Below are 15678 nucleotides of genomic sequence, written 5' to 3'. Positions count from 1 at the left end.
TGGTGCCACGAATCGCGCGAATTTCACAAATTTGCTTCTTTCAACATCAATGTGGCCGCCCGACGGTGGGCGGGTTAACGTAAGGGAAAATTCGTGAAGTTCGTGCCGTTCGTGGCCGAAACCCATCGTTTTGATCAGCTTGTCGCCACGAATCGCGCGAATTTCACGAATGTCCTTTTTTTCAACATCAATGTTGCCGCCTGACGGCGGGCGGGTCAATCCAATAGTGGCCGCCAGAAAGCGGGCGGGTTAACGTAAGGGAAAATTCGTGAAGTTCGTGTCATTCATGGCCGAAATCCATCGTTTTGATCAGCAAGCTTGTCGCCACGAATCGCGCGAATTTCACGAATTTCCTTTTTTTCAACATCGATGTTGCCGCCCGACGGCGGGCGGGTCAATCCAATAGTGGCCGCCAGAAAGCGGGCGGGTTAACGTAAGGGAAAATTCGTGAAGTTCGTGTCATTCATGGCCGAAATCCATCGTTTTGATCAGCAAGCTTGTCGCCACGAATCGCGCGAATTTCACGAATTTCCTTTTTTTCAACATCAATGTTGCCGCCCGACGGCGGGCGGGGTCAATACGATTGTTGCCGCCCGACGGCGGGCGGGGTTAATACGAATGTGGCCGCCCAAGGGAAAATTCGTGAAGTTCGTGTCATTCGTGGCCGAAACCCACCGTTTTACACACCCGCGACGAAACTGATAAAATGCTCGTTTCCGACAGGTCAGGAATTCTTAACCGTAAATGAGCATCAAGCAGATCACCGTCCGCGGCGCGCGGCAGCATAATCTGAAAAATATCGACGTGGATATTCCGCGCGACTCGTTTACGGTCATCACGGGCCTCTCCGGTTCCGGAAAATCGTCGCTCGCGTTCGACACGATCTATGCAGAAGGCCAGCGCCGTTATGTCGAATCACTCTCAGCCTATGCGCGGCAGTTTCTCGATCAGCTTGAGAAGCCCGACGTCGATTCCGTCGAAGGCCTTAGTCCGGCGATCTCGATCGAGCAAAAGACGGTTTCGCGTTCGCCACGCTCGACCGTCGGAACCGTGACCGAGGTCTACGACTACCTTCGGTTGCTGTTTTCCTCGATCGGCCAACCCCATTGCCATCAGTGCGGCGAAGCGATCACGCGCCAGTCATTCGAACAGATCGTCGCCAATATCCTTGACCTTCCCGAAGGCGAACGAGTGATGATCCTCGCGCCGATCGTTCGCGGACGCAAAGGCGAATTCAAAAAGGAACTCGAAAAGCTCCACAAAGACGGCTTCATCCGCGCCCGCATCGACGGCGATCTCCGCGCGTTGGATGAAGAGATCGTGCTCGATAAGCGGAAGAACCACACGATCGAGGTCGTCGTCGATCGCCTGCTGATAAAGGGCGGCGTCAAGGACCGACTTACGGAATCCGTCAAAACGGCACTGAAAATGACCGGCGGCGCGGTCTTGATCTCGATCGTCGACGGAGACGAGAAGCTCTATTCGGAAAAAATGGCGTGCGTCGCTTGCGGCGTCAACATACCGACGCTCGAACCACGCTCGTTCTCGTTCAATTCCTCGTTCGGCGCCTGCAAACGCTGCTCGGGACTCGGTATCGTCGCCGAGATCGATGCCAAACGGCTCATCCCGGACGAGAGTCTGGCGGTCGAAAAACTGCCGTTTCTCGACGGCGTCGACAAAATGGCGTCGACGGTTTTGAGAACGGCGCTTGAAGGCATCATTCGAAAAGCAAACAAGAAAAAGAATTCCGAATCGTTGGCGCTGACGATGGCTTTTTCGGAACTTTCGGCGGGCATTCGCGATTCGTTCTTCAACGGAGTCAACGGCAAGATCCCGATGAAATGGGGCGAAGGCTTTTACCCTTCCGAGTGGAAAGGCGCCGTCAGGTTTTTGCGCGAACGGATGCATAATTCGACCTCGGAAAAGATCAGGGTCGCGCTCGCCGAGTTCATCGCGCCGGGCTCGTGTCCCGAATGTGGCGGCAAACGGCTTCAGCCCGAGAGTCTGGCGGTCAAGATCGGCGGGTTCGGGATCGGAGATTATACGGCGCTGCCGATCGACGAAGCGCTCGTCAGATTCGGCGAGATCAAGCTGACGCCGCGTGAGGAGAAGATTGCCGGACTGGTCTTACGCGAGATCAGGGATCGTTTGCGTTTTCTGAACTCGGTCGGACTCGGTTATCTGACGCTCGACCGCGGGTCGGGAACGCTCTCGGGTGGCGAGGGCCAACGGATCCGGCTCGCGACGCAGATCGGTTCGTCGCTCCGCGGGGTTCTGTACGTTCTCGACGAGCCGTCGATCGGACTCCACCCGCGCGACAACCGGAAACTGCTCGAAACGCTTCATCAACTTCGCGATCTTGGAAATACGGTTCTGGTGGTCGAACACGACGAGGAGACGATCGCGCACGCCGATTACGTCGTCGATCTCGGCCCGCTTGCCGGGACTCACGGAGGCGAAGTCGTCGCGGTCGGCACGCCCGACGAGATTGCGGCCGCGCCCGATTCAATTACCGGCCAGTATTTGAACGGGAAGCTCAAGATCGAGGTTCCGGAATGGCGAAGGCTCGCGAACGGCCATAACATCACGGTCAAGGGCGCGCGGGCACATAATCTCAAAAACATCGACGTCAAGTTTCCGCTCGGGCTTCTGACGGTCGTCACCGGCGTTTCGGGCAGCGGGAAATCGACGCTAGTCGGAGACATTCTCTATCCGGCGTTGGCGAAGTTCGTCTATGATTCGGCGAAGACGCCGCTCGAGCACGACTCGATCGACGGACTCGAACTCGTCGACAAGATCATCGAGATCGACCAGTCGCCGATCGGACGCACGCCGCGTTCAAACCCGGCGACATACACCGGGGTTTTTACGCCGATCCGCGAACTGTACGCGATGCTCCCCGAGTCACGCGAGCGCGGCTACAAGGCCGGTCGGTTTTCATTCAACGTCAAAGGCGGCCGCTGCGAGGGTTGCGAGGGCGACGGGATGAAGCGCATCGAGATGAACTTCCTGCCGGACGTTTACGTGACCTGCGACGTCTGCCGCGGCAAGCGCTACAACCGCGAGACGCTCTCCGTGAAATACAAAGGACACTCGATCGCCGAACTGCTCGACACGACGATCGAGGACGCGCTGCCGCTGCTTGAGAACATTCCGACGATCAAGACGAAGTTGCAGACGCTGCTCGATGTCGGCCTCGGATACATCAAGCTCGGCCAGTCGGCGACGACGATCTCGGGCGGCGAGGCGCAACGTGTAAAACTCTCGAAGGAACTTTCGAAACGCGCTACCGGCAAAACGATCTACATCCTCGACGAACCGACGACCGGACTCCACTTCGCCGACGTTCACAAGCTTCTCGACGTTTTGCAGAAACTGGTTGATACGGGCAACACTGTGATCGTCATCGAACATAACCTCGACGTCATCAAGTCCGCGGATTACGTCATCGACCTCGGCCCCGAAGGCGGCGAACAGGGCGGCCGCGTCGTTGCCCAAGGCACGCCCGAAGAGGTCGCGCGCGTCAAGAAATCATACACCGGCCAGGCGCTGAAAACCGTACTCACATAAGTGCTCGGGACGGCAATGCACGAATCCGGGTTCGGAGATCGCGAATTCTCGTCTATACTTTCAAAAATCCACGTTGGCAAGTGAAAGATTTAGTGCCGAAAGCGCATTAACGTCTGAGGAATGTAACCGCGTTGCGCACGTTTTCCATGCAAGCCTGTCGGGCGCGTGGCGTTTGTTTCCATATCCCAAATCCAAAGGAGACATCCGATGAAGCCAAATTTCTATTCTTTGAAACCCAAAACGCGCGAGGGGTTCAAGACGGCCGTAGCTTGGTTCGGTGGCCGCGAGATGATCGCCAGTCTGAAAGGCATGATCATGTACATGATCTACGGCGAGAACATGGACCCACGGGCCTGGATGAAGGGGAACATCTTTCCCAACGTCGATGAGAAGATCCGAATCCTCAACGAGGAAAAGTTCAAGCGCGCCATCAAAGCCGAAGGCGTGAACGCTTCCGAAGGAGAGGCCGGCAAGGATTTCGGGCGACTGAACGCGGTCGTCGAAACCAAAGCGCAGCATCGCATGCGCAGCGATGACCACGTCCTCGACGAAACGGCGAAGGCTGCAACGCTCGCATGGGCCCGGAAGATCGCCGACTATTGGAAGTGGAAAGGCGACAATTTCGAGTTTTGGGACGAGTTCCTCAGGCACCCGCGCGGGAAGCAATTCCGTGACGATCCGGATTCGATTGACGAATTCTGGTTCGACTTCATGGCCGACACCGGCGACGGGCAGATGGGCGTTTACAATGTCGGATGCATTGCGCTCAACGATCTTTGGGTCGAAGGCGACGGCCGTGTCGGTTCAAAGGTCAAACTTATGCCGTCAAAGTCCGGCAAGCCGGCTGATGTCGATTTCGAAGCGTTTTCGGTCTTGCCACGGGGCTATTTCCTTTTTGTCGGTGGCGACACCGCTTACCACTCGGCGAATTTCGCGACGCTTGTCGAACGGTTTCAACTGCCGTTTCGCTGGGCGTTTACGGGAATCCGTCATTTCATGTTCCGCTCCCAACGCCCGAAAGACGTCCTCTTCAACGGAAAGTGTTTCTGGGATGACAGCGAAATGCCGATCGTCGATCCGGATACGAAAAAAATGCACCCCGATTGGGACGGCACGGTCGGTCTTCAGACCCACAGAACCGATGTCGATGACGCAAAGCGGTACTGGGATACGGAGCCGCCGCGGCCGATCTTCGGCATCCCGGCAAATCACGACTACTACGACAATATCGACGGTTTCAACCGTCAGTTTCGCCGGACGCCGTTCGACGAGGTCGAAGAAAACCGCATTTACGACGGCATGCGCGGCCGGATGTTTCTGAGGATCCCGACCTTTTCGCGCGAACAGGAAGCGAGCTATGTCGCGATCCGTCTGCCGTTCGACTGGTGGTTTTTCGGAGTCGATTCGGAGAACGAAAAGCTGGATTTCCGTCAGGAGATATTTTTCAAAAACGTCGTCGGGATGAATCCGAAGAAACTGATCGTCGCGACCCCGGAGCCGACGACCGTTTTTGGACGCAAATGCGATCCCGAAGACAAGACGGCCGTCTATCTCAAAACGATCACTGAAGGCCTCGGCTACGAACAGCCGTTCCTCAACAACGGAAAAATCGTGCCGCTCAAGGCCGGTGAAAAAACCGGAGAATTCTGCCGGCTCGATCTTTCGGGCGATGTGCACCATTACGCCCGTTACTGGGGCCCCGAGACACGCGGGCTCGGCGACCCGAGATTCTCGTCGGACAATTATGCATCGGTCGTCGCCGGCGGCGGCGGCGCGTTTTTTGATTCGACATCGACGCTCGTCGGATTCGCAAAAGACGAGCTCGGGAATCCGATCCTCGAAAACGGCCGCAAGGTATCGGGCGAAATACCGCCCCAGCAGATATTTCCCGGCGAGGAGACTTCGATCCAGGCGCATGCCGCCCGCCTTTTCGATCTCGAAAACATCAGCCGCGGCGGTTATGTACAATATGCGGGTGCGATCTGCTCGGCGATCATTCTTTTTTCTCTTATTTATTTCTCGAATTTTTCGGGAACGCTTGCGAAAATCGAAGGTTTTTTCGCGCATCCGATCGATTCTCTGTACTCGATCTATCTCTTTTTCGCCGAAAATAACGGTATCTGGCACTCCGCGATCATGCTGCCGGTGATCATGGCGCTTTTGCTTTACTCGGCGTACAGCGTTCACAGCCTGGTGGTCGGTCTCAAACGTCGAAACAACGAAGACAAGCTCGATCCGGTATGGGACGGACGCATTTTGCAGTTGCTCAAAACAAGCGAGTCGTTCTTCGCCGCGGTGGTGCTCTACGTCTTTTTCGTCGTGATCCAGCCCTTCTACGGGATTTCGTGTCTTCACGGAATCGGATCGAATCTGACCGTGCTTCATCACCTCGTGCTTGGCGTGATTCTGGTCTGGCTCAGTGCGGAATATACGAACTGGCTCGCGATCCGGGCCAAGATCGCTCGCGGATTCAAGGAGAAGAGTTGTACCGAAAAGCTTGAAGATCCGAACGAGCCTTCGAACAGTTGGATCAAACGGCAATTGGGTCGGTTGGCGCGCCGATATTCATACAAGTATCTGGCGGCGAACGTGATCGGGGTTCTGGCCGTCGTCGCGGTCGTTTTCGGAATCGGCATCTTCGGCGGGTCTTCATTGCGATGGATCGCGGCAGATTTCGTTTTTTTGTTCACCGTCGGATTTGGAATCGGGTTCTTTTTGTATCTCGCCGCCGTAACCGGTGCCGCGTACTTGCCTGCCCGCGGAAAACTGACATTTCTGGGCTTCGGAATTTGGCACGCGTTGCTTCAGGTCACGACGCCGCTGATCGTTTTCTATTACGCGGACTGGAAGGTGTTTCTCGGGCTTTATGTCTTGATACTGCTTACCAACGGAGCGTCGACGATGGCGATGCGGATCGGGTCGCTTTTCAGGCGAAATTCGCGCATCTATGATCTTTTCAGGTTTCGGCTCGGCGAAAAGCTGATGAAGAGCCGCAAGAACCGATCGGGAATGACCGTTGCATGGATCAGTCTCGGGCTGATCATGCTGGTCGCGCCGATTGCTTCGCATGTATTGCTTGAAAAGCCGGTATCGCTTTTTCGTTTGTCCGGGTTAGGCGTTCAAGAAATCGGACGTGCGGCGCGAAGCGTTCTCTCGCTGGCCGAGGCGAATTCAGAAATAAAGGAAGGCAATGTCGTTGCATTAACGCCGGAAGGAATCGCCGCCTTCGTGGTTGCGATCGTGCTGATCGCGATCATCGGATATCGGCTGAGCCGTGTCTGGTTCGGATGGTATCTCGCGGTGACGCTGCTTTACAATGGCCACAACAACGAGGCCGGAGGTATGGCGAGGATCGAAGATTACAAGCATCTTGTCCGTATCAAGATCACCAAAACCGAGCTCACGGCCTATGTCATCGGGCTTGAAAAGGCGGTTCCGGACATGACGGACGAAGGCTTCAAGCTTGAGATCGTCGACAAATTCACATTGACGTCCGCGCCCCCGACGGCGACCTGATCGGGTCCGTGTTTCGTGAATGTTTGCAGGGTCATCTAAATCGTTTGCGACTTCGAGCATTTTGCGTCCGTTCGCGGTCGGGTTGTTACAGCCTTTGGCCCGCCAAACGACGAGAAATTACGCGAGATCTAATGCAATCAGTGCAATCAGCTACCGATTCAACCGATACGTTCACTCAAGAATTCTCTCATCGCACGCCATGAGCGTCGATCAGTTAGTTCGTTGTACATCATCCCGTTTTCAGGCGAGTTGGCGGCGGGGTTAGTGAAACCGTGGCCCGTCGCGCCGTATGAGACGATCTGCCAATCGGCTTTGCGCCGGGTGAGTTCTTCGGCCAACGCGACGGTTTGCGGCGGCGTATTGAGCGGATCGTCCCAACCGTGAAGGACGAGGACGGACGCCCTGATTTCATCTGTTTGTTCAGTTTGCGGTGGATCGTAAACGCCGTGAAAACTGACTACGCCGCGCACATCAGCTCCCGCGCGGGCGAGATCGAGAACGCATTTTCCGCCGAAACAAAATCCGATCGCGGCCGTTCTGTCCGGATCGACACCTTTCACGCTTCGCAATGCCTGATGCGCCGCCTCGATCCGCCGCCGCAGCAAATCTCTGTCGGCGTTCAGTTCGTTCATCATCGCCCGCGCCTCGTCGGGATCGTTCGAGTATCTTCCGTCACCGTACATATCGACGGCGAGTGCGGCATATCCAAATTCGGCCAGCGCCAATGCCTTGCCGCGCTCGAAATCGGTCAAACCTCTGAACGTCGGAAGCACCAGAACCCCGGGGAGCATTTTCGCCGACGCTGAATCATACGAAATGGAACCGACGAAATCCGTTTGAGAATCATTGTAAACAAGTTGTTGGGTAGTGATCATCGTCATCGATTTTAGCCGAAACAAGCGGAATTTGCAGAGGTCGGAACGGAGCCGCGTCCCGCGACGCCCAAACGTCGGTTCAACGGGAAACAAAATCGGCCGGCGACCGAGATGATCGCCAGCCGAAGTCCTGGAGTAAATCGCCCGTTTACGGGATGTAACGGGTCGGGATTGGGTTGTCGCTCGCGATTCCGAAATTGATGGCCGCAACGCCCGCCGTCGAACGGTTCAGCCACCACTGTCCGGCACGATAGATCGCCAGATCGTCTTTGCCGTCGCCGTCATAATCGCCCGGCACCGGGATATCGGTCGAGATGCCGAATGTCGTCGCCGACGGCGTGCCCGTCGAACTCGCGATGACCCACCATTGTCCGGTCGACGGGCGCCAGATCGCGATGTCGTCCTTGTTGTCGCCATCGTAGTCGGCCGGGACGAGTTTGTCGCCTGCCGCGCCGAACGTCTGCGCCGTAACGCCGCCGCCGGAGTTTGAGATCCACCATTGATTCGACGCCGGACGGAAGATCGCGATATCGGTCTTACCGTCGCCGTTGTAGTCGGCCCTGACCGGAATGTCGCCGGCGGATCCGAACGGAACGGCCGTCGAACCGCCTCCCGAATTGACGATGAACCAGGTGTTTGTCGCTGCCCGGAATACGGCGGGATCGGCCTTGCCGTCGCCGTCATAGTCGCCCACTTGCGCCGTGTCGCCGGTCGTGCCCCATTCGGCTCCGGCGAGCGTGCTATCGCTCGAACGCAGGATCCAGAAGTCGGGCGTGCCCGAAGTCGGTGTCGGACGGAAAACGGCAACGTCGGCCTTGCCGTCACCGTCCCAGTCGGCCGGCGTCAGTGTATCGGACGAAACACCGAAGTTGACGACCGTGAATCCGGCAGTTGAACGGTTCAGGTACCAGTTCGATTCCGAAGCGCGGAAGACCGAAAGATCAGTCTTGCCGTCGCCGTCGAAGTCGCCCCGGGATTTGACCGATGCGGCGCAGGTATTGCACAGGACGCCGCCCGTCACCTGAACGTCGTCGAGACGGAAGCCGGTCGAAGCGACCGACGAGTCTGACGCCATCAGCCAGCGAAGCTGAACGTTCTGTCCGTTTGCGGACGCCGGCAGCGTGACCTGCGTCTGCGAGTACGTCGCCGAGGTTCCGGTCCACGCCTGTCTGCCGCCGATCGGACTGCTGAAACCGGTGCTGATCGTTCCGTTGTATCCGCCGCTGACGAAAACGCCGCCGGCAGTCACGATATCCTGCCAGGCGCCGGCACCGACTTTGATCTCAAGAACGACGCCGTCGAACGTGTTTTCCGTCGTGAATGCCTTTTGGAACGTCAATCCGGCGTTCGCGACCGACACCGCGAATACGGGCGATTCAAGCGCCGTCGCATTAACCGTCGCCGGGTCGTTCGCAAATGCGGTATTCGGCGCCGAGTTTGGCGAGGTTGTGCTCGTGACCCAGTTGATCGCGGTTCCCGACGTTTGATTCTGTGTCCAACCCGCGGGCAGGGCCGGGGCTGTCACGCCGTCAAATTTCTGGTCGAGATTAACTACCGATGCTCCCGTGCCGTACGATTTGGTGACGGTGCCGAAGTTCGCGGCTCCGTCCGTGATCACCCAAGTCAGCGTGATGCTGCTGCCGCACGGCGCCCCCGGATTCACGGTGAACGCAAAGTCGCGCGAAACGGCGGCGCCGCCGGCGGTCACAACGCCGTAATTCTGCGCCGAACCGGCAACCACGCCGCCGGTCGACTGAAGCGTCGCGACGAGATTCGCGGTATCGGCCGCGCCGGTGTTCGAGAGCGGCAGCCTGACGGTCAGCAATTCGCCCGGATCCGGAGCGTTGTTCGGAAGGCCGCAGGCTTCGGCGACGATCGACGGGCTTCCGCCGGCGATCTGCGGCACGGCATTAAGACAGACGTTGACGGTCGATGTCCCCCCGTTTGTGACCGACGTATTCTGTGAGTTGCCTGAAAAGCCTCCGGTCTTGCTGGCCGAAACCGTATAACTGCCCGGCGCAACGGTCATCGAATAGGTGCCGTTGGCGATTGTCAGACGGTTGTATCCGCCGGTCGCCGCGACCGACGCGGCGCTGATCGGAAGGCCGGTCGAGCATGAGGTGATCGTTCCGTTTATCGTGCCCTTTTGAGCCGGCGCGCAGCCCGGGAACTTGAAACTGCCGACGCGGGTCGAGAAGTTCGACGAACTGTTCGCGGCGTAATACTCCTGCGTGTACCAGAACGTGCAGTCGTCCGTCGGATCGACCGTCATCGAACTGTAATCGCCCCAACGGTTGGACGAGGTTTGGACCGCGGGCGAGGCGAACATCAGAGCTTCCCCCTCGTTTAGCGTTCCGCTCGGAGCGCCGGTGCGTCCGGCGATCTTGATGTCGGCTCGTTGGGTCGTGCTTGATTGGCTGAAGCCGAGCGCGATGTTGCCCTGATTGTCCTGCGCGACGCTGCCCATCCAGTTGTTCAAACCGGTCGAGCCGCTGACTGCGCCGGTCGAATGCGTACCTTGATCGTTGACCGCGAAAGCGTCGGCGTTCCGGCGCATCTCAAACCAACGAATTCCGCCTTGATACGTTCCGGCGGTCGTCGGGTTGACACCGCTGATGTTGACCGTGAAATTGCCCGTATATGAATTCGTCGGGCTTGCGAAACTGCCGAGGTTGCGATAGGCGAAACGGTGCATCAGGCGATCGTTCAGACCGTCGAGAGTTGCTCCGCCGGACACTTCCATCACCGACGACGTCGATGTCGGCGAACGCGCGTCGAACGGCGCGAGAGCGACGTCAGGAAGAACGGTCAGCGTCGTATTTCCCGGGGTCGTAAAATCGGGAACCCATTTGTAGTAGCGGATCGCATCGAGCGGATCGCCGAATTCGTCCGAGCGGAATTCAGCGATCACTTCGGAAAGTCCGGCCGGAGGCGGAACAAGACCGTCGATATCGGCCGGCAAGCCGCCGCCCGCGTTCGGGTCGATCGGCGCGATGTTCTTGTAGATGACCGAAGTTGTCGGGTCGCCGACAAGCGCTTTGGTCCGATCCTGACTCAGGAATCCCATCCCGAGAAACGTTGTGCCGGCGTTGTTGAACTGGTTGAAAGTCATATGATAAGCGTCCGTCCAGACGCCGATCTTGGGATAGTCGTTTCCGATACCGCCCGGATAAAGGTAGCTCCAGACGTAGTATGTGCCGGTCGGATCACTCGTGGTGGAAACGGCGACGCATTCGTAGTTGTTTCCCGATCCGGAACTCAGACCCGGAATCGAGAATTGAGTGATCACCCAACGATCGGCGAGCGAATCGTAAACAACGACCGGATCACCGTCATTCCGTGTCCGGCACGGATCTGCGGCCGGCAGCGAAGCGAAAAGATCGCTGGTCTTTTTTGCGGCTGCCGCGAGAGTTCCGTTCTTGTTGAAGACCTTGAGGACGACGTTGATGGAACTGACATAATGATTCGGACCGACGTCGCCGTTAACATCCGGCGGCGTAAAACCCGTTCCGCCTCCGGCGGCCGCATTGTCGGCCATTCCCGCGCCGTCAAAGGTGAGGCTCGGTGTCGGCATTGCCGAAGGAGCGTTGAGGTCGGCATCTTTCCGTAAAAGCGGATCGGAAAACTCGCCGTCGCCGGCGCCAGCTCCCGGAAGGACCTTTTTGACGCGTTCCCGGTTTTGCTCGTTGATCTCAAGCTTCTCGAGATCCTCTTCCGAAAGGCGCGGCAGGCCCTTCGCGATTCGCTCCTTCTGGATGCGCTCGATGCGCTGTTCCTCGATGCGTTCCTCGACCGAAACGTAAGGTTCCTTGCTGTCCTTCGCGTCGGGCAGATCGCGAAGCGCGGTCGTCACCGCGAAATTCTCCGGCTCGACCTTGATCACGCCGTTGGGATAGGAACGGGCTTTGCCATTGGTGCCGGGAAGCACGACGCCTTCATCGGGCGACTTGGCGATTGAATGAAGCTGCAACGGCGCGCGAAGGAAAAGATAAGCTCCTGCCGCCAGCGTCGCCGCGAGGACGATTAATATCCAACGTGTTTTCAATTTCATATAAGTTTCCTAATTAATGAAGTGCAATCCTAAATTGGTTGGCTGACGAATCCGGCAAAATGTCCGCGGTTCGGGCAACACAACATATGCGGCTAACGGAGTACAACTGCTTTTCCGGGTTGATCGTTGGAGCGATAATGAACCGCTCGGGCATCGAAAGGGGGGCGCGAAGTAGAGAAGACTAGCTAATTCCGCAAAGCGACAACGGCTGCCGGACAACGAATATGCCGCAGGGATGTTAGGTTATCTTTGAATTGAAGTCAACACCGTCGGGGCCCGATTTTCGAGTTTGTTTTCGAGGGGGAAATGTCTCGGGAATACGAGTTTCATCTGCATCCCGACGGATGCGGATTTCCATCAAAGCCAGAAGCGCGGCGGGCGCGATTGTATGATTGGAAACTGTCTGCTAGGGTAAGCAGGTTTGGACGAGTTGGTGAATCGAATGAAGACCTTGAAATCCGTCGGCGGCGGACGTCGCGCCGCGGCGCTGGCCCTGATCGTTCTTGCCTTCGGCACGATCTTCGAGGCCTTTGTAAGCGCCGACGAAAATCGGAGCGGCCGCGCGGGTTTCGCGAGTCCGACGCCGAAGAAGAAACGTAAGCAAAAGCCAAAGGATGCATCGCCGATGATCGTGAAGAAAGAAGAACCGACGCCGACGCCCGAAACGCGTACGGCGGTAGCGGTCGGAACTTGGGGCGCCGACGGCGCCCGGCTGACGGTTGGCGGCGATTCTTCGACGCTCGAATTCGGTTGCAGCAGCGGCGAGATCAACGAGCGGCTTCTGACCGATTCGGCCGGAAGATTCAGCGCGGCGGGAGTATTCATCCGGCGCCGTCCGGGATTTCAGCGCGACGGCGAAGAACCGCAGCGGCTGGCGGCCAAATTCGCCGGCACGGTCACGGGGAAAACGATGAACCTGAAAATGACGCTCATCGAATCCGGTGAAACGATCGGAGAGTACGTTTTCGAACAGGGAAGGAACGTCCGGATCCAGAGATGTCTGTGATCGACGTTGGTAAAGGCCAGGGCGACCAAGAAACTACGTGAACAGGGTTTGGGCCCACAGCTTCACAACAGAATTCTAACGTCTTCTGCGCCAATTGAACCGGTATTTCATCGTTTCCAGAATGTGATAAACCGCGGGGCAAACTTCGGCGTTGCTGCTGTGCAGATACTTCCGGGAAGAGAACCCTTCCTTGTCGGTGTGCGGGTATTCGCGGCAATTTGTCGGGCGAATTTCGTAGATGCCGCACTTCTTTTCTTTTAAGAACGGGCACGGCAGGGTCTTTGTTTCATACTCGTTGTCTTCGCCGACCTGCAGGTGGGTTTCGACGAATTCTTCTTCGGAAATCTGCAGATGCGATGAAATCCGTTCGATGTCCGATTTGTCGAACGTCGGGCGGATGACCCTGCAGCAATTGCCGCAGTCCGTGCAGTCGATCTCGGAAAATACTTCCCCGTGCGACTCTCCGGCGATCCGGTCCACGTGATCCGGGTCTTTGTGGAACTTGAGCCAATGTAGAAAACCGAAATTTTCGTCGCTTTTCCGTTCGGCGTTTTGTTTCCAATCTTCGATCAGGTCGTTCATGCCTTTTTATTTATGTTTTTTGGCGGGTTTTGTCAAGAAAAGCTGGCGTCGCACAGAAAAGCTGGCGTCGCACCCGTTCCGCGGCCTCGGGACGCGCGAGCCCGGGGCCGGAGTCGCAATTTGCGGGACTCCGTCTTCTGTCGCCCTCTACGAGGGCTCAAAAGCGAACGGGCGACTCACCACGGGCTCGCGCCCGTGGCTACACGCTGCCGCCCTCTACGAGGGCTCAAAATCGATTGGCGACGGCGAGTCCGCATTTCAACGAGCCGCGGAGCGGCGGCAGACATTAGACGTGGGCGTGAGCCCACGGTCAAACGGTATTATTGAACCCGAGTCGCAGAGCGACGGCACATTGGCGAAAATCATGGCGTCCGAATTTGTCTGTCGGGTCGTCAGGGCAGAACGCGGCGGTCTTTCAACGCAGCCACTAGCCGACAAGGCTGCGGCTCTATGCAACCGTCTACTTCAAGTAAGCCCTACGAAGATTTCGATTGTTACGGATCTGAAATTTGTGGACTCAACCCGCGGGAAAATAATATGTAAGATTTCGCCGCAAATTGTCAATCATATTGGGGTTGATACTTCTTGCAGAACTTGGACCAAACAAACACTCTTGACGCGGTTCACGGTAATTGCTATTGTCTAAGTGTGTCAACCTATAGGTTAACAATATGCCCGTTGAAACGATTTACGAAGGCCGCAAATTCGAGATCCGCGCTTGGGTCGTTGAGGGGCGGTGTCTTGTGATGGATTTTCTGAACGAGTTGCGACGCGATGAAAATTCGGACCATTCGCGATTAATGAATCTCATACAGAGGACGGGCGACAACGGTCCAACTAAGAATATCAATCACATACGCCCGCTTGGAGACGGGATATTCGAACTGAAGGGAACAAAAACGTCCCGCATATTGTTCTTTTACGACGAAGGGAAATTGATTATCTGTTCGCACGGATTCACAGGGAAACGCGGAAGCGAGAAAAGGGACGTTGCAAATCAACTCAAAAAAGCATCCAAAATACGTGATGACTATTTCAAGGAAAGGAAACAAGACAATGGCTGAGAAGAAGAAACCAAGTGCAGCGCAGGAATTCAAAGAAATGCTCGCGTCCGCCGAATCCCGGATCGATTTCAAGATCGATGCAGCAAAACTCGAGCTTTCCGAGCAGATCTACAATGCGATGGAAGAATCCGGCGTCACCGAAGCCGAACTCGCCCGGCGATTGGATGTGAGCCGCGCCTACGTGAACAAGATCCTGAAAGGAACGGCGAATTTGACGATCGAATCGCTTGTCAGAATCGGATTCGCGCTTGATCGTGAGTTTACGTTCGCATTCGCTTCAACCGATGCGCATGAGAGCGATGTTTTGGACGCCGAGTATGTTTACGACGATATGCTCACTGAAACGGTTCATCTGGATCGTTTTCAAATTAGCATCCAACGCGACTTCGATGTTATTTGGGGCAATCTCAATCGTTCGCTGATGTCCGGTTTGATAATGACGGAGAAATGCTATGAACCAGGCGAATTTGCAGCTTGAGAACTATTTCGTTGAGGAGTTGACTTTTCGGGTCAAGCCGATAAATAAGGGAATCAAAACCGGTGTTGAATTGCTGGGAAGTGATCTCAACGCAGAAGTAACGATCGGCCAAAACAAGTCTGATCCTCTGAAGAAACTGTGCCGATTGACGATCGGACTTGACGGGAAATCGAAGTCCTTGCCGTTCGAGTTCAAGATAACCCTCCTCGGTTTCTTTGGTCTCAAAGAAGATTGTCCGGAGGAACTTCGAGAAAAGCTGCTCCAAATTACCGCGCCGTCGATTCTTTTTACTGCGACGCGCGAGTTATTGTTGATGGTTAGTAGTCGGTCAGGAATTGGGCCGGTAATGCTCCCGACCGTTGTTTTTCCGGGTGCTGAAGCGGTTAGACCGAAGCGAACGCCAAGAAAACGTGCCCGTAAGGAAGGCGAAAGTGTAGATCTAAATTAGACCTTGGTGTTCTCGGCATACCAGCGTTGTATGGCTACCAGCAAGTCTTGAATGTTCTCCAAATTCATCAGGGATTGAAGCGGGTTCG

The 15678-nt window shown here is 56.4% G+C and carries 9 protein-coding genes; 6 read left to right on the top strand and 3 right to left on the bottom strand.

The annotated features are described in order from the left end of the window. Positions 1 to 744: 744 nt before the first annotated feature. Together uvrA and IPN69_00365 are read left to right on the top strand one after the other, a co-directional pair. Positions 745 to 3570, top strand: coding sequence for an excinuclease ABC subunit UvrA (gene uvrA / locus IPN69_00370; GenBank protein MBK8809177.1), 2826 nt, complete (start codon positions 745 to 747; stop codon positions 3568 to 3570). A 207-nt stretch (positions 3571 to 3777) separates the two neighbouring features. Next, positions 3778 to 7086: a hypothetical protein gene (locus tag IPN69_00365; protein ID MBK8809176.1), complete on the top strand. Its 3309-nt coding sequence runs from the start codon at positions 3778 to 3780 to the stop codon at positions 7084 to 7086. Between the two features lie 158 nt (positions 7087 to 7244). Here IPN69_00365 and IPN69_00360 read toward each other — a convergent pair whose 3' ends face one another. Both IPN69_00360 and IPN69_00355 read right to left on the bottom strand, forming a co-directional pair. Continuing rightward, complete coding sequence (locus IPN69_00360) at positions 7245 to 7967, bottom strand: dienelactone hydrolase family protein (protein ID MBK8809175.1); 723 nt, start codon at positions 7965 to 7967, stop codon at positions 7245 to 7247. Positions 7968 to 8109: 142 nt separating this feature from the next. Beyond that, on the bottom strand, positions 8110 to 12012 hold the full coding sequence (locus IPN69_00355; GenBank protein MBK8809174.1) for a VCBS repeat-containing protein: 3903 nt from the start codon (positions 12010 to 12012) through the stop codon (positions 8110 to 8112). A gap of 442 nt (positions 12013 to 12454) precedes the next feature. Here IPN69_00355 and IPN69_00350 point away from each other — a divergent pair, with 442 nt between their 5' ends. Next, positions 12455 to 13018 (top strand): hypothetical protein, encoded by a 564-nt coding sequence (locus IPN69_00350; GenBank protein ID MBK8809173.1) that lies wholly within the window; start codon positions 12455 to 12457, stop codon positions 13016 to 13018. A 75-nt stretch (positions 13019 to 13093) separates the two neighbouring features. Here IPN69_00350 and IPN69_00345 read toward each other — a convergent pair whose 3' ends face one another. Next, on the bottom strand, positions 13094 to 13600 hold the full coding sequence (locus IPN69_00345) for a YkgJ family cysteine cluster protein (protein ID MBK8809172.1): 507 nt from the start codon (positions 13598 to 13600) through the stop codon (positions 13094 to 13096). Between the two features lie 671 nt (positions 13601 to 14271). Between IPN69_00345 and IPN69_00340 the strand changes: the two genes are divergently transcribed. The 3 genes from IPN69_00340 to IPN69_00330 are packed head-to-tail and all read left to right on the top strand — an operon-like array spanning position 14272 to position 15590. Beyond that, a complete protein-coding gene (locus IPN69_00340; protein ID MBK8809171.1) occupies positions 14272 to 14664 on the top strand; it encodes a type II toxin-antitoxin system RelE/ParE family toxin in 393 nt (130 codons plus the stop codon). Beyond that, complete coding sequence (locus tag IPN69_00335; protein MBK8809170.1) at positions 14657 to 15142, top strand: helix-turn-helix transcriptional regulator; 486 nt, start codon at positions 14657 to 14659, stop codon at positions 15140 to 15142. The genes IPN69_00340 and IPN69_00335 overlap by 8 nt, the downstream gene beginning before the upstream one ends. Then, positions 15117 to 15590 (top strand): protein-export chaperone SecB, encoded by a 474-nt coding sequence (locus IPN69_00330; protein ID MBK8809169.1) that lies wholly within the window; start codon positions 15117 to 15119, stop codon positions 15588 to 15590. The genes IPN69_00335 and IPN69_00330 overlap by 26 nt, the downstream gene beginning before the upstream one ends. Positions 15591 to 15678: the final 88 nt, after the last annotated feature.

This window comes from Acidobacteriota bacterium (genome assembly GCA_016715115.1).
Classification (GTDB): Bacteria; Acidobacteriota; Blastocatellia; order Pyrinomonadales; family Pyrinomonadaceae; genus JAFDVJ01.
This window is presented reverse-complemented; position numbering and strand designations above follow the sequence as displayed.

Bases quoted from the DNA above. Each gene is read 5' to 3' on its own strand.
- IPN69_00365 (MBK8809176.1), top strand. From the start codon at position 3,778: ATGAAGCCAAATTTCTATTCTTTGAAACCCAAAACGCGCGAGGGGTTC.
- IPN69_00335 (MBK8809170.1), top strand. From the start codon at position 14,657: ATGGCTGAGAAGAAGAAACCAAGTGCAGCGCAGGAATTCAAAGAAATG.
- IPN69_00340 (MBK8809171.1), top strand. From the start codon at position 14,272: ATGCCCGTTGAAACGATTTACGAAGGCCGCAAATTCGAGATCCGCGCT.
- IPN69_00355 (MBK8809174.1), bottom strand. From the start codon at position 12,012: ATGAAATTGAAAACACGTTGGATATTAATCGTCCTCGCGGCGACGCTG.
- IPN69_00350 (MBK8809173.1), top strand. From the start codon at position 12,455: ATGAAGACCTTGAAATCCGTCGGCGGCGGACGTCGCGCCGCGGCGCTG.
- uvrA (MBK8809177.1), top strand. From the start codon at position 745: ATGAGCATCAAGCAGATCACCGTCCGCGGCGCGCGGCAGCATAATCTG.
- IPN69_00330 (MBK8809169.1), top strand. From the start codon at position 15,117: ATGAACCAGGCGAATTTGCAGCTTGAGAACTATTTCGTTGAGGAGTTG.
- IPN69_00360 (MBK8809175.1), bottom strand. From the start codon at position 7,967: ATGACGATGATCACTACCCAACAACTTGTTTACAATGATTCTCAAACG.
- IPN69_00345 (MBK8809172.1), bottom strand. From the start codon at position 13,600: ATGAACGACCTGATCGAAGATTGGAAACAAAACGCCGAACGGAAAAGC.